Source organism: Mesorhizobium sp. M1252 (assembly GCF_040318265.1).
In the GTDB taxonomy this organism is placed as follows: Bacteria; Pseudomonadota; Alphaproteobacteria; order Rhizobiales; family Rhizobiaceae; genus Mesorhizobium.
Map to the genome: position 1 here is coordinate 86,486 of NZ_JAMYLX010000003.1, position 19,137 is coordinate 105,622.

General features: G+C 62.1%; 18 protein-coding genes. 5 read left to right on the forward strand and 13 right to left on the reverse strand.

Annotated elements, in window-relative coordinates; genetic code table 11:
- Positions 1 to 17: 17 nt before the first annotated feature.
- From NKH22_RS06935 to NKH22_RS06965, 7 genes are all read right to left on the reverse strand, one after another.
- A complete protein-coding gene (locus NKH22_RS06935) occupies positions 18 to 392 on the reverse strand; it encodes a nitrile hydratase accessory protein (RefSeq protein ID WP_352909243.1) in 375 nt (124 codons plus the stop codon).
- Positions 379 to 1,038 carry a nitrile hydratase subunit beta gene (nthB, locus tag NKH22_RS06940; protein WP_023822146.1) on the reverse strand — a complete coding sequence of 220 codons (660 nt, stop codon included), beginning with the start codon at positions 1,036 to 1,038 and terminating at the stop codon, positions 379 to 381. The genes NKH22_RS06935 and nthB overlap by 14 nt, the downstream gene beginning before the upstream one ends.
- Positions 1,035 to 1,658, reverse strand: coding sequence for a nitrile hydratase subunit alpha (gene nthA / locus NKH22_RS06945; protein WP_023690920.1), 624 nt, complete (start codon positions 1,656 to 1,658; stop codon positions 1,035 to 1,037). Before nthA ends, nthB begins: the two co-directional genes overlap by 4 nt.
- A gap of 65 nt (positions 1,659 to 1,723) precedes the next feature.
- Positions 1,724 to 4,885: an efflux RND transporter permease subunit gene (locus NKH22_RS06950; RefSeq protein WP_023823131.1), complete on the reverse strand. Its 3,162-nt coding sequence runs from the start codon at positions 4,883 to 4,885 to the stop codon at positions 1,724 to 1,726.
- Positions 4,882 to 6,177, reverse strand: coding sequence for an efflux RND transporter periplasmic adaptor subunit (locus NKH22_RS06955; protein WP_352909244.1), 1,296 nt, complete (start codon positions 6,175 to 6,177; stop codon positions 4,882 to 4,884). Before NKH22_RS06955 ends, NKH22_RS06950 begins: the two co-directional genes overlap by 4 nt.
- A 225-nt stretch (positions 6,178 to 6,402) precedes the next feature.
- On the reverse strand, positions 6,403 to 6,999 hold the full coding sequence (locus tag NKH22_RS06960; RefSeq protein WP_023682076.1) for a LysE family translocator: 597 nt from the start codon (positions 6,997 to 6,999) through the stop codon (positions 6,403 to 6,405).
- 122 nt (positions 7,000 to 7,121) lie between these two features.
- Positions 7,122 to 8,078 carry an acyl-CoA desaturase gene (locus tag NKH22_RS06965; protein ID WP_352909245.1) on the reverse strand — a complete coding sequence of 319 codons (957 nt, stop codon included), beginning with the start codon at positions 8,076 to 8,078 and terminating at the stop codon, positions 7,122 to 7,124.
- Positions 8,079 to 8,234: 156 nt separating this feature from the next.
- On the opposite strand from NKH22_RS06965, the gene NKH22_RS06970 reads away from it, so the two are divergent.
- Complete coding sequence (locus NKH22_RS06970) at positions 8,235 to 8,615, forward strand: metalloregulator ArsR/SmtB family transcription factor (protein WP_023702997.1); 381 nt, start codon at positions 8,235 to 8,237, stop codon at positions 8,613 to 8,615.
- Positions 8,616 to 8,626: 11 nt separating this feature from the next.
- Here the strand turns inward: NKH22_RS06970 and ilvN are convergent, their stop codons facing one another.
- From ilvN to NKH22_RS06985, 3 genes are all read right to left on the reverse strand, one after another.
- Positions 8,627 to 9,199, reverse strand: coding sequence for an acetolactate synthase small subunit (ilvN, locus tag NKH22_RS06975; protein ID WP_023668352.1), 573 nt, complete (start codon positions 9,197 to 9,199; stop codon positions 8,627 to 8,629).
- A 79-nt stretch (positions 9,200 to 9,278) separates the two neighbouring features.
- Entirely contained in the window at positions 9,279 to 11,075 is a 1,797-nt protein-coding gene (locus NKH22_RS06980) for an acetolactate synthase 3 large subunit (RefSeq protein WP_023668351.1), read from the reverse strand.
- A gap of 331 nt (positions 11,076 to 11,406) precedes the next feature.
- A complete protein-coding gene (locus NKH22_RS06985) occupies positions 11,407 to 12,369 on the reverse strand; it encodes a DUF1236 domain-containing protein (RefSeq protein WP_023668350.1) in 963 nt (320 codons plus the stop codon).
- 582 nt (positions 12,370 to 12,951) lie between these two features.
- Here NKH22_RS06985 and NKH22_RS06990 point away from each other — a divergent pair.
- The 3 genes from NKH22_RS06990 to NKH22_RS07000 all read left to right on the forward strand — a co-directional run bounded on the left by NKH22_RS06990 (position 12,952) and on the right by NKH22_RS07000 (position 15,454).
- Entirely contained in the window at positions 12,952 to 13,254 is a 303-nt protein-coding gene (locus tag NKH22_RS06990; RefSeq protein WP_023731684.1) for a DUF1236 domain-containing protein, read from the forward strand.
- A gap of 164 nt (positions 13,255 to 13,418) precedes the next feature.
- Positions 13,419 to 14,810: a sensor histidine kinase gene (locus NKH22_RS06995; RefSeq protein WP_023668348.1), complete on the forward strand. Its 1,392-nt coding sequence runs from the start codon at positions 13,419 to 13,421 to the stop codon at positions 14,808 to 14,810.
- Positions 14,807 to 15,454, forward strand: a complete 648-nt coding sequence (locus NKH22_RS07000) for a LuxR C-terminal-related transcriptional regulator (protein WP_023668347.1) — start codon at positions 14,807 to 14,809, stop codon at positions 15,452 to 15,454. Before NKH22_RS06995 ends, NKH22_RS07000 begins: the two co-directional genes overlap by 4 nt.
- A gap of 49 nt (positions 15,455 to 15,503) precedes the next feature.
- On the opposite strand, the gene NKH22_RS07005 is transcribed toward NKH22_RS07000, so the two are convergent.
- From NKH22_RS07005 to tmpA, 3 genes are all read right to left on the reverse strand, one after another.
- Positions 15,504 to 15,989: a hypothetical protein gene (locus NKH22_RS07005; protein ID WP_155921647.1), complete on the reverse strand. Its 486-nt coding sequence runs from the start codon at positions 15,987 to 15,989 to the stop codon at positions 15,504 to 15,506.
- 334 nt (positions 15,990 to 16,323) lie between these two features.
- Complete coding sequence (gene tmpB / locus NKH22_RS07010; protein WP_023751655.1) at positions 16,324 to 16,908, reverse strand: (R)-1-hydroxy-2-trimethylaminoethylphosphonate oxygenase; 585 nt, start codon at positions 16,906 to 16,908, stop codon at positions 16,324 to 16,326.
- The gene (tmpA, locus tag NKH22_RS07015; protein WP_352909247.1) at positions 16,905 to 18,056 is read right to left on the reverse strand and encodes a 2-trimethylaminoethylphosphonate dioxygenase; all 1,152 of its coding nucleotides are present in this window, start codon (positions 18,054 to 18,056) and stop codon (positions 16,905 to 16,907) included. The genes tmpB and tmpA overlap by 4 nt, the downstream gene beginning before the upstream one ends.
- Before the next feature lie 121 nt (positions 18,057 to 18,177).
- On the opposite strand from tmpA, the gene NKH22_RS07020 reads away from it, so the two are divergent.
- Entirely contained in the window at positions 18,178 to 19,068 is an 891-nt protein-coding gene (locus NKH22_RS07020; RefSeq protein WP_352909249.1) for a LysR family transcriptional regulator, read from the forward strand.
- Positions 19,069 to 19,137: the final 69 nt, after the last annotated feature.

Consider the following 19,137-nt stretch of genomic DNA (forward strand, 5'->3'; position numbering starts at 1 on the left):
CACCAACCACAGGCGGACTATATGTTCGCGCCGCCGCCGCTACCTCTGGTCGGCCCGGGATCGTTCTCCAACAAAATCGGCTTGCCGTGCGGGGTTGCATGCGCGGCGCGTTCCCAGGCGGCGGCGAGCGTGTCGACGTCACTTTTTCCCGCGACGCCCTTGGCCGCCAGCAGCGTCTCCAGCGCAGCCAGCCAATGCTCGTAATAATCGTTGCCATCGCTTGCGGCGCCCGGCTTGTTCACTTGCGCCGACAGCGCATCGGCCCATTCGGCCCAGGAAAACAGGCCCTTGTCGTGCAGCGCCACCGTCATGGCGAAGGCTTCGGCCTGCCAGGGTTCGGCGAATACCGGTTCGTCCAGACCCGCCGGCAGTGCACCTTCAGGCCGGCTCAAGATAGCTCTCCCAGGCATCGATCGAGACGCTCAGCGTCGGGTCGGCGCCCTCGCCCCAGATTTCCGAGCCATCGAAGACCACGGTATAGACCCATTGCGGGTTTTCACCGTTGCCATGCGCGTTGCTGTCGGGGAACACAAAACCGTCACGCACGGCCTCGACAACTCCGTGCTTGCCGCGCGCATAACGCGGCAGCCTCGTGTGGGCGGTGGGATTGAAATTCCTTGTCCGCACCGGGTCGCCGGCCTTGAAGCGCGGCGCCGTCTCGACCGGCCGGTCGCAGGGACTGCCCTTGGCCAGCACCGCCGGAACGTTTTCGGCCTTCAACACCCTTTTGGGCGTCGCCGCCGGATCGACCGCCCGACCTTCCGTCAGATCGCGCTCGCTGACGAAGCCATGGCGCTTCAGCAGCACCTCGAGCGCTTTGATCCATATCTGGTAGTAGCTTGAGGAATAATAGACGGCCGGATGCAGCGATTCCCTGGCGTGCCGGCTCTCGTCGATGTTCCACGCGCCCATGGCGCCGGCAGTCAGCGTCACGCCGAGCGCCCGCCTCTCCCAATCCGCATGAAAATACGGTTCGTCCTTTTCGGGCGCGACCGGCCCGAAACCCATCTGCCCACCGAGATCCTGCGGCCCGTTCATGCCGGTACCTTCTTTGTCCCGGGTTCTTTGGCCACCGCCGTGCCGATCATCGCATCGCGGCTGACCAGTTCGGCGAGTTGGTCCTCACTCCAGCCTTCGGTACCGTCAGGCCGCATCGGCACCACGAGATAGCGCAGTTCGGCAGTCGAATCCCAGACGCGGATGTTTTTCTCCGCCGGCAAGGTCAGCCCGAACTCCTCCAGCACGCCGCGCGGATCGATCACGGCGCGCGAGCGATAGGGCGGCGCCTTGTACCAGACCGGCGGCAGGCCGAGCACCGACCACGGATAGCAGGAGCACAGCGTGCAGACGACGAGGTTGTGCGTCTCGTCCGTGTTGAACACCGCCTGCATGTGCTCGCCCTGGCGGCCGGTGTAGCCCAGCGAGGTGATCGCCGCAGTCGCGTCGCGCTTCAGCCACTCGGCAAAGGCCGGATCGCTCCAGGCTTTCGCCACCGCCCTGGCGCCGTTGCGCGGCCCGATCTTGGTCTCGTAGGTGTCGACGATGACGTCGATCGCCGCCGGATCGATCAGGCCTTTTTCGGTGAGGATGGTCTCCAGCGCGCGCACGCGCGCCGCAAATGGGTCGAGCTCATTGTCGTGGTCATGATCATGGGACATGACCCTCAGATTAGGATCGGCGGCACGCGGCCGCAAGCATGACAGCTTGGGCCACGGGCTATCGCCTATTCGGCGGCGGCCCTTTGCGGCTCGAGCCGATCCTCGGGAGCGAACAGCGAGGCCTGCTCGCCGCTCTCGACCGCATGCAGCTCCGGCCTGTTCTTTTTCCAAGAGAAGAAGCTCACCAGCCAGCCGGAGAAATTCTCGAAATAGACATAGATGACAGGGGTGACGAACAGCGTCAGCGCCTGCGACGCCAGGAGACCGCCAACCACCGCGACACCGAGCGGCTGGCGCAGCTCAGCACTGGCGCCGGTGCCGAGCGCGATCGGGAACGTGCCCATCAGCGCCGCCAACGTCGTCATCATGATCGGCCTGAAACGCATCAGGCACGCCTTGTGTATGGATTCCTTGGCCGACATGCCTTCTCGTCGCAGCTCCAGCGCGACGTCGACCATCATGATGCCGTTCTTCTTGACGATGCCGATCAGCATCAGGATGCCGATCACCGCGATCACCGACAGGTCCATGCCGGCAAAGCGCAGCGCGACCACCGCGCCCAGCACCGCCGAAGGCAGGCCGGTCAGAATGGTCAGCGGATGGATAAAGCTCTCATAGAGGATGCCGAGTACGATATAGATGGTCAGAACGGCGCCGCCGATCAGCAGGCCCTGATTGGCCAGCGAATCCTGGAAGGTCTTGGCGGTGCCGGCAAAGCTGGTCGAAATCGCCGGCGGCATGCCGATCTGCTCCTTCAGCGCGGCGATGCGGGCCGTGCTGTCGCCCAGCGCCACGCCTTGCGGCAGGTTGTAGGAGATGGTCACCGCCGGCAGCTGGCCGAGCTGGTTGACCGTCAGCGCGCCGGCGGTGCGGTCGACGCGGGCAAAGGCGCCGAGCGGCACCAGGCTGCCGCTTGCCGTCCTGACCTGGATGGCCAGCATGCGCTCGGGCGACCATTCGATGTTGGGATCGAGCTCCATGATGACTTCGTAGCTGTCGGCCGAGCCGAAGATCGTCGAGACCTGCTCCGTGCCGAAGCCGCCATAGAGACTGGAGCGCAGCGTGTCGGTGTCGATGCCGAGCGACGCCGCCTTGTCGCGATCGACCACCAGCGTCGCCTGCAATGAATTGTTCTGCAGATCGCTGGTGACGTCGGTGAAATTCGCATGATCGGCCGCCATCGCATCGTTGAGCTTTTGCGCCCATGTGTCGGTCAGGCCGGTATCGAGGCCCTGAACGACGAGCTGGTAGGCGCTGGCGGAAGAACGCGCGCCAAGTCGCAGGTTCTGCACCGGCTGCATATAGGCATCGATCCCCGGCACGACGGCCAGCTGCCGCCGCAGATCCGACAGCACCTTGTCGATGTCGGGGCGCTGGCTCTTGTCCTTCAGCTGCACATAGAGCTGGCCCTGGTTCAGCGCATTGTTGCCGCCGCCGGCTGACCAGGCCACATGCGAGACATAGGGCGAACGCGAGAAGACACTTGCCGCCTGGTTCTGCAGCTTGACCATGGCGTCGTAGGAGATGTCCTGCCTGGCGATCGTCGTCACCGAGATCTGGCCGATATCCTCTTGCGGGAAAAAGCCTTTCGGCGAGACCTCGATCAGCCAGACCGACCCTGCCGCCGTGCCGGCGAAGACGAGGAACACCAGAAAAGTGTGGCGCAGGCAGAAGGTCAAAAGCCGGTCATAGCCGCGGGTGACGATATCGTGCTTGTGGCCGGGGGCATGCTTGTCCCGATCGGCCTTGGTCACCGACAGCAAGCGCGAACACAGCATCGGCGTCAGTGTCAGCGACACGAACATCGAAGCCAGGATGGCGACCGTCACCACGACGGCGAATTCGTTGAAGATGCGGCCTATGACGCCGCCCATCAAAAGCACGGGGATGAACACCGCCACCAGCGAGATCGAGATCGAGATGATGGTGAAGCCGATCTCGCGCGCGCCTTTCAGCGAGGCATCGAAGGCCGAGAGACCGTCCTCCTCCATGTGGCGAAAGATGTTTTCCAGCATGACGATGGCGTCGTCGACGACGAGGCCGACTGCGAGCGTCAGGCCCATCAGCGAGATGTTGTCGATGGAAAAGCCGAACAGGAACATGGCGCCGAGCGTCGCGATCAGCGAGATCGGCACCGCCACGGCCGGAATGATGGTTGCGGTCACCCGGCGCAGGAAGACGAAGATCACCATCACCACCAAAGCGATCGTCAGAAGCAGCGTGAACTGGACGTCGTCGACGGCCTGGCGGATCGAGGTCGAACGGTCGTTGAGCAGCTTGATGTCGGCGGCGGCCGGCATTTGGTCCTTGAACGACGGCAGCATCGCCTTGACCTTGTCGACGACGTCGACCGTGTTGGCGTCGGGCTGGCGCTGCACCGCCAGGATGATGGCGCGCGTGCCGTCATACCAGCTTGCAGTCGTCGTGGTCTCGACCGAGTCGATGACGCGCGTCACCTCGCCCAGCCGCACCGGATGGCCGTTCTTGGTGGCGATGATGAGGTTGGAGAACCCGGCGGCATCGGTGAGCTGCGTGTTGGCCGTGATGGTCAGCTGCTGCTTGTCGTTCTGCAAGACGCCGAGCGGCGTGTTGGAGTTGGCCGACGCGATTGCAGTCTGCAGCTGGTCGATCGAAATGCCGCGCGCCGCCAGCGCCGTCGGGTCGATCTGCACGCGCACCGCATATTTCTGCTGGCCGAAGATCGACACCTGCGCCACGCCGTCGATGGTCGACAGCGAGGGCGAGATGACGTTTTCGGCGAAGGCGTCGAGGTCGGTGAGCGGAACCGTGTCGCTGACCAGCGACATCAGAAGGATCGGCGCGTCGGCCGGATTGACCTTGCGATAGCTCGGCGGCGCTGTCATCTCGGGCGGCAGTTGCCGCTGCGTGCGCGCGATCGCCGCCTGCACGTCGGCGGCCGCCGCGTCGATATCCCGGTTGAGCACGAACTGGATGGCGATCGACGTGCGTCCCAGCGAATTGCTGGTTGAGATCGAATCGATGCCGGCAATGGTGGCGAACTGCTTGATCAGCGGCGTCGCCACCGAAGTGGCCATGGTTTCGGGTGACGCGCCGGCCAGGTTGGCCGAGACGTTGACGACCGGGAATTCGGCGCTCGGCAATGCCGCCACCGGCAGGAACTTGTAGGCAAACAGCCCGCCCAGCACGAGGGCGAACGACATCAGCAGCGTCGCGACAGGCCTTCTTATGCAGAATTCGGAGATCATTGGGCAGCTCCGCCGGCTTTGTCGGCTTCCGCCACCTTAGGCGCTGCCTGACGGCCGGCAGTTGCCTTGCCTTCATGCACGCTGGCGCCGTCCTTCAGCCTGGTTTGGCCCTCGACGACAACCTTCTCGCCTGACTTGACGCCCTCGCTGATGGCGCTGTTTTCGCCTTCGGTCAGCGCCACCTGCACCGGCCGCATCTCTACCGTGTTGTCCGGCTTGACGACATAGACGAACGGCCCCTTCTGGCTGGGCTGGACCGCGACCGTCGGGATGGATGTCATCTGCGGCATGATGCCGGCGTCGAGCACGACATTCACATACTGGCCGGGCCACAGTGAAAGATCGGCATTGGGAATGCTCGCCCGTGTCGCGATGGTGCCGGACGCGGTGTCGACGCTGGAATCGACGAAGTCGAGCGTGCCGTTGCCGATCGGCGTCGGATCGCCATCCTTGGTCAGCGTCACCGCGCCTTGCTGCGGGTTGGCCAGCGCCTTGTGCAGCAGCGCCAGGTTGCTCTCCGGCAGGTTGAAGTTGACTTGCAGCGGATCCATCTCGGTGATCGTCACCAGCGGCGTGGCCGTGCTCGAGTTGCCGTTGCTCAAGGTGACCAGGTCACCGACCGAAACGTTGACGGCGCCCAGCCGGCCGGCAATCGGCGCCTTGATGCTGGCGAAGCCGAGCTGGACATTGTCGGCGTCGATCGTCGCCTTGTCGGCGTCCACGGTCGCCGCGGCAGCCTTTTGCGCCGCCACCGCCTGATCGTAGGTCTGCTGCGTGCCGGCCTGCTTGGCGACGAGATCCTTGGCGCGCTGGAGGTCGGAGCCCGAACTGGTCAGCAGGGCCTGGTCCTTGGCGAGCGTCGCCTGATCCTTGGCAAGCTGCGCCTTGAGCGCCCGGTCGTCGAGCGAGAACAGCAGGTCGCCGGCCTTCACCATCTGGCCGTCCTTGACGTCGATCGATACGATCTGGCTGGACACGCGGGCGTTGATGTTGACCACGGCCGGCGACGACACGAAGCCGATGGCATAGCGGCGGATCGGGAAATCGGCTGTCGTCGCGGTGGCGGAAACGATCGAGGCCGAACGAGCGCCATTGCCGCCTGCACCGGATTTGCCGCCAGCATTGTCGGCCGAAGCCTTGTCCGATCCAACCGGCTTGTCCGCTGCTGCCGTCTGCCTGGCGCCCGGCAGCATCTGCTGCAGACTGCTCGTCGCCGCCGGCGAAAAATAGACCCACGCCGCGGCGACACAGGCCGCTGCCACCACCACCGCCAGAACGACTTTTCCGCGCATCGACTAAAAGCCCTATGATCCGACACGCCGAACCCGGTGGTCTCATTCTACCCAATCACGGCGCCTTGCCGCGATCTCGCCGAAGTAGATAGGACGCACATTTGTCGGAAAAGGGCCAAAACACGGCATTACGAAGATTTAATGTGCACTGCACAATGACTATGCAGCCGGCTCAGCAGTCGGAGAACCAGCCAGGATGCGGTTGAGATTTCAGGCCGGATGCGTCTATTTCAGCATCGGCCAGAGCGTCGCCGCCAAGAGCACGCCCATGGCGATGTTGAACCATTTCAGCCGCACCGGATCCGACAGGAATCCGCGCAGCGCCGTGCCGAAGCCGGCCCACACCGAGACGCTCGGCAGGTTGACGACGGTGAAGGCGATCGCGATCAGCGCCACCGACAGGAACGGGTGGTCCGGATTGGAGTAGACGGCCATGGCGGTGATCGCCATCACCCAGGCTTTCGCATTGACCCACTGGAATGCGGCTGCCTCGATGAAGCGCATCGGCCGTGCCTCCGTCTCACCCTTGCTGGACAGCGAGCGCGACATGGCGATCTTCCAGGCGAGATAGAGCAGATAGGCAGCGCCGGCGATCTTCAATCCGGTGTGCAGGGCCGGAAACGCCGTCAGCACCGCGCCCAGGCCAAAGCCGACAGCAAGCAACAGTACCAGGAAACCCATGCTGATGCCCAGCATATGCGGAATGGTTCTGACGAGGCCGAAATTCACGCCCGACGCCAAGAGCATGAGGTTGTTCGGCCCCGGCGTGATCGAGGTCACGAAGGCGTAGACCAAAAGTGCAAGGAAAGCGTCGAGGGTCATGACGGCTCACAAAGGTCAGCAATGCTGACTTAAGTCGACAGGGCGTTGGACGCAACTTCATTCGATTGGTCCAAAGCGCTCCGCCGTGATCCGTCTATCCGAGCCAGCCACGCCGGCACAGTCTACCTGCCGTGGGGCCGCGCCGACAACAGGCTGGGAGCGGCGGCCGCCTCCTGACGGCCAGCCACACGCCGCAGGCCTTTGCGCCTCGGCGTGTTCCCGGGAAGCTTCACGCCATGCGCGAGGCCGAGGGCAGCCAGGATGCGGATGAAGAGCCAGCCGAGATCGATCTGCCCGCGTTCCAGGCCGAGCTTTGCGGATTCGGGAAACGCATGGTGATTGCCGTGGAAACTCTCGCCAAAGGTCACCAAGCCGAAACGCGGCAGGTTGTAGCCCTGCACGGCAACGCCATCGACGCGCCAGCCCTGCTGCCCGCTGCGATGTGCGAAATGCCCGACCAGCCAATGCCCGGTCAGCGACACGGAGATACGCACCGCAACGCCCCAGACCACCCAGCTCCACCCGCCGAGCAGCAAGAAAAGGATCGCCCACGGCAGTTGCTGCAGCATCCAGGTCCGCTCGACGAATTTGTAGAAGCGGTCGTTTCTGATCGACGGCTCGATGACGAAGTCAGGCGGATTGCGCAACGCCACGGCGCAATGCATTTGCCAGAAAGCGTCGGTGAAGAAAGGCCGGCGGTGGGCGTGCAGGTCGTGACAAGCCGTCTGGCGCTGCGCCCAGTCTCGTATGTCATGCGCATAGATCATGCCGAACGGACCGGCCATGCCGACGAGCGTGCCGAGATAGACCAGCGCGTGTTCGAGCCAGATGTGAACCCTGAACGAGCGATGGATGAGCAGGCGATGCATGCCGACCGAGTGTCCGGCGCAGATCGTCACCGCCGTCGTCGCTACGAACAGGGCGAAAGCGCTCCAGCTGAAGGTCAGCGGCCCGAACACCAACGCAATCAGCGTCATCGCGCCGACCCAGATCGACTTGGCCGGCATCCAGACGACCTCGCCATCTTCGGCATCGCTCAAGGGCTGCGAGATCATTCTGCCTGTGGATATGATCTTCATCGGCACCCCTCCTCTGCAGGAAACATTTCCGGACCAAAGAGCCTTGCCTTCCGGCGCGCCGGCGCTTATTTAGGCAATAAGCTAACTATCTACTATTCCGATTTAGGTATTTAGGCAATAGACTAAATACCGGAACCGAAACGACAGAGGCAGGCGGTGATCGAAGACAATGCAGCGGATGGCGACACGGCTATCGGGGCAAGCAGCGCCATACAGCGCGTGTTCGAGGCGCTCTCATCGCAGCCGAGGCGCAAGATCCTCGCCTATCTCGCCCACTCCTCGCTGACCGCGGGCGAGATCGCGGCGCGCTTCGACATGTCGAAGCCGTCGATCTCGCAGCATCTGAGCATCCTGGAGACGGCCGGCCTCATCGCCAGGGAGCGGCAGGGACAATTCATCCGCTACTCGCTGGTCCAGAACAATCTGGTTAACACGCTGAACGGCTTCGTCCAGGACGTCTGTCCGGTATCGCGCCCGATCAAAAGGGAGAGTAAGAATCTGGCGAGCGGCAAGGTCGATCCCAAGCCGGTAAAATAGTTGGACTGAGACTACATCCCCTGCGGGCCCCGGTTCATCGCCGCCACGCCGGTGCGGCAGATCTCGACCAGGCCGAGCGGCTTCATGATGGCGATGAACTGGTCGAGCTTCGAACCCTTGCCGGTAATCTCGAAGATGAAGTGCTCGGTGTTGGCGTCGATGACCGACGCGCGAAAAGCATCCGCCAGACGCAGCGCCTCGACGCGGGCTTCGCCAGTGCCGGCGACCTTGACCAGCGCCAACTCGCGTTCCAGCGGCCGCTCCTGGCCGAACTCGTGCGAGCGCACGGTGAGATCGACGACGCGGTGCACCGGCACGATGCGCTCGAGCTGATGCTTGATCTGCTCCAGCACATGCGGCGTGCCGCGCGTCACGATGGTGATGCGTGACAGGTGCTTCTCGTGTTCGGTCTCGGATACGGTGAGGCTCTCGATGTTATAACCGCGGCCGGAAAACAGGCCGATGACCCGGGCAAGCACACCGGGCTCATTGTCGACCAGAACGGAGAGCGTGTGGTTCTCCGGCTTTTCCGTTTCCTTGGCGATGAAATAGGCGGAGCCGGTCGGTTGAAGCTGTGCGTTCATGACATGTCTCGATTTCAGACTTTGAGCTAATTCTCTGTTTGCGCACGGCTTCTCGCGACAGCCCTGCCCCGGCTTGGACCTAGACCAGTTCCCTGCCCTTGGCGTCGATGGCGTTGGCCACGGCTTCGTCGGTCGCCTCGTCGGGCAGGAGCATTTCATTATGCGCCTTGCCCGACGGGATCATCGGGAAGCAGTTGGCGAGCGTCGCCACCCGGCAATCGAACAGCACCGGCTTCTTCACCGCGATCATCTCCTTGATCGCATCGTCCAGCTCGTCCGGTTTCTCGCAGCGAATGCCATGACCGCCATATGCGTCGGCCAGCTTGACGAAGTCGGGCATCGCTTCGGTGTAGGAATGCGACAGACGGTTGCCGTGCAGCAATTGCTGCCACTGGCGCACCATGCCCATATACTGGTTGTTGAGGATGAAGATCTTGATCGGCGCATTGTGCTGCACCGCCGCGCTCATCTCCTGCATCGTCATCTGCACCGAGGCATCGCCTGCGATGTCGATGACCAGCGCATCCGGGTGCGCGATCTGCACGCCGAGCGCCGCCGGCAGGCCGTATCCCATCGTGCCCAACCCGCCCGACGTCATCCAGCGGTTCGGCTTCTCGAAATGATAGTGCTGCGCCGCCCACATCTGGTGCTGGCCGACCTCGGTGGTGATGTAGGTGTCCATGTCCTTGGTCAGTTCGTAGAGCCGCTGGATGGCATATTGCGGCATGATCACATCGTGGTTCATCTTGAACGCGAGCGAGTCACGCGCGCGCCATTTGGCGATCTGCTCCCACCAGGGATGGAGCGCCTTCTTGTCGGCCTTGGCGCTCGCCCGCCACAGCCGCACCATGTCCTCCAGCACCCGGCCGACATCGCCGATGATGGGCACTTCCGTGTGCACGTTCTTGTTGATCGACGATGGATCGATGTCGATGTGGATCTTCTTCGAGTTGGGCGAGAAGGCGGTCAGCCGTCCGGTGATGCGGTCGTCGAAGCGCGCGCCGATGCAGATCATCACGTCGCAATCATGCATCGCCATATTGGCTTCATAAGTGCCGTGCATGCCCAGCATGCCCATCCAGTTCTTGCCCGATGCCGGATACGCGCCGAGGCCCATCAGCGTCGAGGTGATCGGGAAGCCGGTGAGGTCGACCAGTTCGCGCAGAAGATGGCTGGCCTCCGGACCGGAGTTGATGACGCCGCCGCCCGAATAGATGATCGGCTTCTTGGCGCTGGCCATCAGTTCGACGGCGGCCTTGATCTTTTCCAGGTCGCCCTGGACCTTCGGCTGGTAGCTGGTGCGCGGCGCCGCCTGCGGCGGCACATAGATGCCTTTGGCGAACTGCACATCCTTCGGAATGTCGACCACCACCGGGCCGGGGCGGCCGGTCGTCGCGACATGGAAGGCCTCATGGATGGTGGCGGCCAATTCGTTGACGTCCTTCACCAGCCAGTTGTGCTTGGTGCAGGGGCGCGTGATGCCGACCGTGTCGCACTCCTGGAACGCGTCGGAGCCGATCAGCGAAGTCGGCACCTGCCCGGTCAGGCAGACCAGCGGGATCGAATCCATCAGCGCATCCTGCAGCGGCGTCACCGCATTGGTGGCGCCCGGGCCGGAGGTCACCAGCATGACGCCGGCCTTGCCGGTCGAGCGGGCATAGCCTTCGGCCGCATGCCCTGCGCCTTGCTCGTGGCGGACGAGGATGTGCTCGACCTCGTCCTGCTGGAAGATTTCGTCATAGATCGGAAGCACCGCGCCGCCGGGATAGCCGAAGACATGCTTGACGCCATTGTCCTTCAGCGCCTGCACCACCATTTCGGCGCCAGTCATTTCCCTGTTTGGCATTTCGCGCCGTTCGTTCTGTCCGTTGCTCATCGGTCTGGTCCCGTACTTCTAGCCATGAGGCGATTGCTGGTCGTTTAGTCGTGTTTCGGGCAATAAAAAAGGCCCCCGATGGGAGCCTGTGTGTTGCGCATGGGAGGTTTTCGCCCGGCGGTTACACCGCCTTGCCCACGCGCTTTCCTACGAGAATGAGTGCCTTTTTCATCGTGGCGGACACTACGAGGGTGAAAGGCAAGGTGTCAACGGGAAAAACGCGCGATGCGAAAGACAAAGCAAGTGGCCCGCCGCCTCTGGTCGGCGGGCCACCGCGGCGCATACGATACCCCTCAATCGCACCGCGCCGGGAACAAGAGCCACTGCCGTGTCACGTCAGGATCAGCACGATCTTGTACGTATCCGGGTCGACGATGACGATGCGCCCGTCGGCCAGCACGAAGTACTCATAGGATTCGTAAGCCGGGACGATCTTGACAATGCGCGCCGGCAGACGGTGCAGGCGCACTTTGTGCCGCGGCACCTCGATGCCGACCGAAATGTCGAAGTCGACGTTCTTCACCGGCTCAACCCTGGTCTCGTGGATGATCTGCGTGACCTGCGTCTTCTGCTCGACTGTCACGTTGTTGATCGAGGCCGTATTGCCCTGGTCGGTCTGGACGTTTGTGTTGCCCTGAGCGTTCTGCTCGGTGGTGGTCCCGGCCTTGCCCTGGGCCTGCTGGTCCGTGCTGGTGCCGGTCTGGCCCTGAGCGTTCTGCTCGGTGCTGGTCCCGGCTTTGCCCTGAGCCTGCTTCTCGGTGCTGGTGCCGGTCTGGCCCTGAGCGTTCTGCTCGGTGCTGGTCCCGGCCTTGCCTTGGGCCTGTTCATCCGTCTTGAGCTTGGCCTTGCCCTGAGCCTGCTTCTCGGTGCTGGTGCCGGTCTGGCCCTGAGCATTCTGCTCGGTGCTGGTCCCGGCCTTGCCCTGGGCCTGTTCATCCGTCTTGAGCTTGGCCTTGCCCTGAGCCTGCTGATCGGTCGTGGCGCCGGCCTGACCCTGAGCATTCTGCTCGGTACTGGTCCCGGCCTTGCCCTGTGCCTGTTCATCCGTCTTGAGCTTGGCTTTGCCCTGAGCCTGCTGATCGGTCGTGGCGCCAGCCTGGCCCTGTGCATTCTGATCGGTCTGTGACTTCATCTTGCCTTGCGCCTGTTCGCCGGCCTTGCCGCCCTTCTGGCAATCGGCCGCGCCGGCGGCGCAGTTGTCGCCACCGCTCGGCTGCACGGCCTGGGTCTGGGCGATCGCGGCGCCGCACCCGACGCCAAGCGCAATCATGCTCGTGATCAACACATGTTTCATCTGCTTTCTCCTTAAAGAGTCGGTCCCTCAGCCTAGCCAACTCTGCCAAAAATACTTTGTTCCACATTTTGTGAATAAAATCGGGCTTCTAAGAAGACCAATGAATGTTGGCAGTAATTTTGCAACAATCACCTACAAATTGCATCAAACAATTAATGCAACGCAACATTTTGTTTTTTCCTGAGCTTGTGATCCCATAGCGATGACACCAGCCTCACAAGCTTAGAAGTACTCCCGTCGTCATGACCAGGATGGCTACCCCGAAAACAGGCAAGAGCAACCATCGTGCCTGATGGACGCTGTTGTCCATTAACGCCTCCCACAAGTGCTGATCTCAACGATGCCGAGAACCCTGTGTTCCGCCCTGAGGAGGCTCTAGGACCTCTACAGCCTGGCACCAGACTTTGGTCCCTCCCCCTATCGTCCATTGGCCCGATGACGCCCGGACCGAAGCCCCACACGGGAACGCAGCCGCGAAAAGCCCGTTCGGCTCCCGGTGTGCATCAACCTCATCAACACCACCCGTATCGGAATCGAGCTCGCGCAAGATGCATGAGCGTTGCTCGCATGAAGGAGAGAATCATGACGACCATGTACCAGTCGACCGCAATTGCCGGATTCTTGCTGCTCGCGAGCGCCGGCGTAGTTGCTGCTCAAGACGTCATCATCGCGCCGGAGCAGGAAACGGTTGTGCGCGAATACGTGAAAAAGCAGCCCCTTGCGTCGGTGAAGATTCCAGGTGTCGAATTGAACGTGGGGACCGCCATTCCCGACACGGTGGAACTGCATGAAGTGCCGAGCGTCAAGTATCGCTACGTTGTGGTCGACGGGCGAACCGTGCTGGTCGACCCCGGCACGCGGAAGATCGTCAAGATCATACAGTAACGCTGATCCCACCGCCGTTCCCCGCGGGTGGCGGTGGGATCATGCCCTGAATTGGCGGTTTCCCCAGCAATTCAACCTGGCGCTTGCTCGCACCATCGACCGTTCTAGATGTAGGATGGCTTAGGCATTTTGGCACGGCCAAAGCTCGCGGGGTCGGTTGAGACGTGCGCTACATTGATAGTCTCTATCAAAACTGGAACAGGCTATCGTTGGCTTGGCAGTTCATCATAGTCGGAAGCATTGGGCTGCTGTCGCTGATGCTGGTCGTCGGCCTATGGGTCACCTCGCAAATACGAGATGGAGTGATCCGCAACTCTGCAAGCACGACCGCGCTTTACGTCGACAGTGTCATCGCGCCAATCCTGCCGGACATGCGCAAAAGCCAGCAGCTCAGCGACACCGTTAAACGAGCACTCGATGAAACCCTGGACCAGGGTGCTCTCGGAAAAAAACTGGCGTCCTTCGTGCTTTGGCGGCGTGATGGCAAGGTGCTGTACGCCAAAGACGCGGCTCTTATCGGCCAGACCTTCGAGCCAAATGCGAACTTGCTGCATGCGTTCGGTGGAAACGTGGTGGCGCAATTCAATGATCTGGACGAAAATGAAAGGAAGGAACGCAAGAGCCCCACCGCCTCGCTGCTCGAGATCTACAATCCGGTTCGAGAGCCGTGGTCGGGCGATGTTGTGGCCGTTTCCGAGTTCTACGAGATAGCCGACGATCTTCAGGGCACTTTAAACTCGGCACTATGGTCGAGCTGGCTGCTCGTGGCTGGCGCGACCGCGGTCGCCTTGGCGATGCTCTCGGGAATCGTGCTTCGCGGCAGCAGCACTATCGAAACGCAGCGTTCAGCGCTTGAGACACAAGTGGCCGAACTTCAGTTGCTTTTGGAGCAGAATTCCGCTTTGCGGGAGCGCGTCCAGCAGGCGTCGCGCCGCGCAACGGCAATCAACGAGCGTTACTTGCGCCGCATTGGGTCTGATTTGCATGACGGTCCAGCTCAGCTCGTCGCACTGGCTGCGCTGCGCATGGACAGCCCTCTGCTGCTCGATCCCGCCGCATCCCCAAGCCACCGCAAGACCGAGATCGCCGATATCCATCATACGTTGGACGAGGCGATGCGGGAGATCCGCGCCATCTGCACCGGCCTCGTGCTGCCACAGATCGAAGCTTCGACAGTCGCGGAGATATTGCGGCTTGCGGTTGCCGAACATGAACGCCGGACGGCCTCTTCCGTATCGCTTTCACTGCCATCTCGCCTGCCCGACCTGGGGACGTCCGAGAAAATAAGCATCTTTCGCTTCGCGCAGGAGGGGCTGAACAATGCCTGGCGACACGGTCTGGGCAAGGGGCAGGCTGTCAAGGCGCGAGTGACGCAGGGCAAGCTCCTCATTCAAGTGCTTGATCGCGGCCCTGGATTCCAGTCGGGATCGTGTGAAGGACTTGGACTCGCCGGTATGAGGGAACGTATCGAGAGTATCGGAGGTCACTTCGAGACCTTTTCGAGCCCCAGGGGGACCCGGCTGACCATAACGCTCAACATCGAGGACCAGAAATGACCGCTCCCATAAGGATTGCCATTGTTGATGATCATCCGCTGTTTCGCGAGGGTGTGGCTCGCAGCCTCGCCGAAATCGGCGGCTTCGAAGTCGTTGGTGCGGGCGAAACCGCGACGGATGCCGAACAGCTTGCGGCCTTGGCAAATCCCGACATATTGCTGCTAGACATCAGTTTGCCGGGAGGGGGTCTGGCGGCAGCGGAAAATATTCTTGCAACTCAGCCTGACTGCAAGATCGTCATGCTCACCGTCTCGGAGGCGAACGCCGATTTGGCAACGGCGCTCAGGCTGGGCGTACGCGGATATGTGCTGAAAGGGATTGGGGCGGCATCGCTGGCCGAGGTGCTGACTTATATAGCCGCAGGAAAAAAATATGTTTCGCCGACCCTGTCAGCGCAGCTTTTGAATGAACTGATACGGCCGGAAAAGCGCACCACCGATCTCGTTGCCAATCTCTCGGGACGCGAGCTTGGGATAATCTCCTTGGTAGGCGAAGGACTGAGCAATAAAGAAGTCGCCAAACGTCTCAACCTGCAGGAGAAAACGGTAAAACACCACATGACTCGGATATTTCAAAAGCTAAAGGTGCGAAACCGCACCGAAGCAGCCATTCTTATGCACGCGCCCAAAACGGGTCTTGTATAGGGAGATCGGGGCTTGTCTGAAGGTCGGATGCTGGTTGGCGAACCAGCAGTCACAGCCCTTTCAGACGAGCAATGTCGGAGGCCCTTACGGCGCGTTCGACAATTGTCCTTCCAAGCGGATCCTTCATAGTGAAGCGGCCGGCCTCGATGCTTTCGCTGAATCCATCGCGATGCACGACCTGGATTTTGGCGCCCTGTACCGTCACCGTGTCGCCAGCGGCATTGACTTGGCTACTCGGAGCTTGGCTACCGGGGGCGTTGTCGCCGGCACCATTTTTTCCCTTTCCGTTGGCGTTGCCATTCCCGGCGTTGCCGCCTGAGCCATTACCGTTACCACTACCGTTGCCACCACCGTTACCATTGCCATTGTTTCCGCTCTTGGCGCTGGCAGCGGCGAATTCGATCTTGTAGCCGTCGACATGGCTCAACCGCAGACCAAGCACCGGCATCGCCACCGCAACCGCCGCGAATACGCGCAAGCTAAAGTACGCCCAGCGACGCACGGATGAAAACAGGGGCTGCCTTTCTCCATTCATGCCACCATCACATCATGATGTGTCACGGTATTCAAGAATGAACAGCCCAAAATTGCGGCTTACAAACGCTGAGGAAACTCTCCTTTCGTGCTTTCAGCTCGATTCTCAGACCTTCGTCTGAGTCAAATATACACCGAAGTCTGACCTACTGATCTTGGCCGCGCCGACGGATGTCGCAATAAAATCCGCGGTGACAAGGCTCGTCACCGGTAGGGATCGGCAGCGAGGCGCGAGCGCCTGCGGCACGCAGACGCTTGCGGCAGGTCTCCGGCATACGGTTAGCGCATGCTCGCCGTCGAAGCGGTAGCACATGCCGTTCCTTCCCGGATTATGATCAGGCGCGATTGGCGAATTCGCGGACAACCCGTTGCAGCAGCGGCATGTAGTCGCGAAATGCCCGGGTCTTCATGTTGGCGATCTTGCCGGCCTCGTCCCAGACGCGAACCCGCACCGCTTCCTCGTGGAACGGGTTCTTGCGGAACTCTGCCACCTCTTCGGCATTCATCGGCCCGCCTTGCAGCGACAGTGTGTGGACCGAGGCCTGCGACAGCCTGCCGAAATAGCTCGGGTCGGTGGCGCAAAGGTAGCGCTTGGCCGCGACATGCAGCCTGACGCATTCGACGATCACCGGTGGAAAGAACGGCGCCAGCACCTCGCCGCCGGCTTCGTCATGATGCTTGTCCTCGACATCGTCGGGCGAATAGGTGCCGAACTCGCTGGTGTAGTGGCCGATATCGTGCAGCAGTGCTGCCGCCACCAGCACATCGGGCGCGCCGTCCTTTTCGGCGAACCAGGCGCCCTGCAACATGTGCTCCGACATGGTGACGGGTTCGCCGAGATAGGATTCCGCCCCTCGGCGTTCGAAAATATCGGCGATGAATTCGACGATGTTGCCCGCGTTCAAATCCTGGCCGCTCATTCCGCAGCCTCCTTGAAGCTGTGTTCGATCGCCGACAGCGTCGACAAAAGGCCATCCTTGTCGGCGTAGCAACCCTGCAGCCAGCGCTTGCCGGCGCCGGAGAATTGCTTGCGGGCATGCATGACGCGGGTGTTATCGACGATGAAGGCCTGGCCTGCCTCGAGCCTGAAGGTGACTTCGAAGGAAGGATCCTCGATCAGTTCGGCAAACCGGCGATAGGCGGCGTAGTAGGCCTCCATCTCCGCGAACGGCACATCGACGGTCGGCGCCAGCGAGCGGTTGTTGAAGCGGATGGCGATGAGTTCGCCATCCGGCCCGAGCTCGATCATCGGCCGTTTGGCCTGCAATCGCACGCCCGACGACCCCGCATATTCGAAACGCGCCGGGTATGAACTCAACAGCCGGAAGCCTTCGGGGTTTTCTACCTGCAGCGCGGCCGCCACGGCAAAACCATCGACGACGCTGGATTCGCCGCCCTCCACGGTGTTTTCGATGCAGGACAGGATCTGCAAGGTCGGCACCGGATCGCGATAGGGATTGTCGGTATGCGCCTGCAGGCCAAGATTGGTGTAGGCCAGATTGGTTGGATTGACCTCGGCGCGCACCTCGAACCATCGGCCGTAATTGGTCTCCCTGATATAGCCGAACAGATCGGACACTTTGCACAGCGCCCCGGATTCGGGCGGCAAATCGTCCATCACCGCGAAGCCGTAGGTCTTCACCGCCGACAGCCATTGCCGCAAGACGGCGCGGTCGCGGCTGGCAGCGAGATAGCCGGCGCGCGGCACCGAATTCTGCATAGAGGCCCTGGTCCATCGCACGGTGCCCTCGCCTGTCCAGCCGGGCTGTCGGGCGGCATCGCGGTCATAGGCATTGGCGCTCAGCCATGCCGCAGGAAAGCGCACCGTCTTTCCCTCCGGTTCGAAACTGACTTCAAGCGCATCGCCCTTGATCGCGGCTGCGCCGATCCATGTCTGCACGGGAATGTCGAGAATGGTGATCAGCCGCTGGCCGTTGCCGGCGCTACGCGTCTTGTCGTCGAGCGCATTGTCGCGCAACCACACTGCGTGAAAGCGAGTGCGCGCGCCGTCCTTCCACCCGAGGTCGATCGTTCTTCCTTCGTCGCCGATCAGCACCTGGCTAAGCATGGGGATCCGTTCCTGTCCGCAGCGCCCCGCAGCCAACTCCGCAGGGTTTCCGGTTGCATCGTGATGATGTCGAAGGCATAACTCAAATTATCATTTTGCAGCCAGAGGCCCTAAACGGTTTATGACTGAAACAACCCTGCCCTTGCCCCCGCTTGACTGGCTGCGGAGTTTCGAGGCCGCCGCGCGGCTGTCGAATTTCACCGCCGCCGCGGCCGAGCTTGGCCTGACCCAGGCTGCGATCAGCCAGCACATCCGTTCTCTCGAAGAGCGGTTGAAGCAGCCGCTGTTCATCCGCCTGGCGCGCGGCGTCGAATTGACGCCGGAGGGTGCCGCCTACCTGCCGCATCTGCAATCGGCCTTCGCCGTGATCGCCAACAGCACGCGCGAGCTGTTTGAACCCAAGACCGTCCAGAGCGTGACGATACGCTCGCCGATCTCGTTTGCCGTGCTGATGATCGCGCCGAAGCTGCCGCAAATGGCCAAGGACCTGCCCTTCGTCCAGCTGCAGATCGAGACCATCCACACACCGGCCGATTATGGCGAGCGCTTTGTGGGTCTCGACATCCGTTTCGGCATTGGCTCCGGCTCCTTTGCCGGACGGCAGGCCGACCGCCTCACCCGCGAAACCTTGACGCCGATGGCATCGCCACATCTCGCCAACGTCAAGGATTGGACGGGATTGCCGAGACTTACAGTGGTCGGCGCACGGGAAATGTGGGGCGAATGGTTCGCCGTCGCCCGGATGAAGCCGGCGCTCGGGCCGACGCACAAATTCGACAGTTTCGTTACCGCACTGGAGGCGGCGAAGCACGGCGCCGGCATGGTGCTGGGATCGCGACCGTTGGCCGACGCGGCACTGCGCGAAGGATCTCTCGTCACCCTGTCCGGCTTTACGCTGTCGAGCGGTGCCGGCCACTATCTGACCGCACCTTCGGGCGCGCATCTGAGCCCGGCCGAGGAAGCGGTCCGCCGCTGGTTCGTGACGGTCTTCGGCGTCCCGATTTCCCGATAAGCCCCTGAATACGCGGCAAACTATTGGACGACGTGACGCGGCGCATAATTTGCCGCGATACTGCGCCAG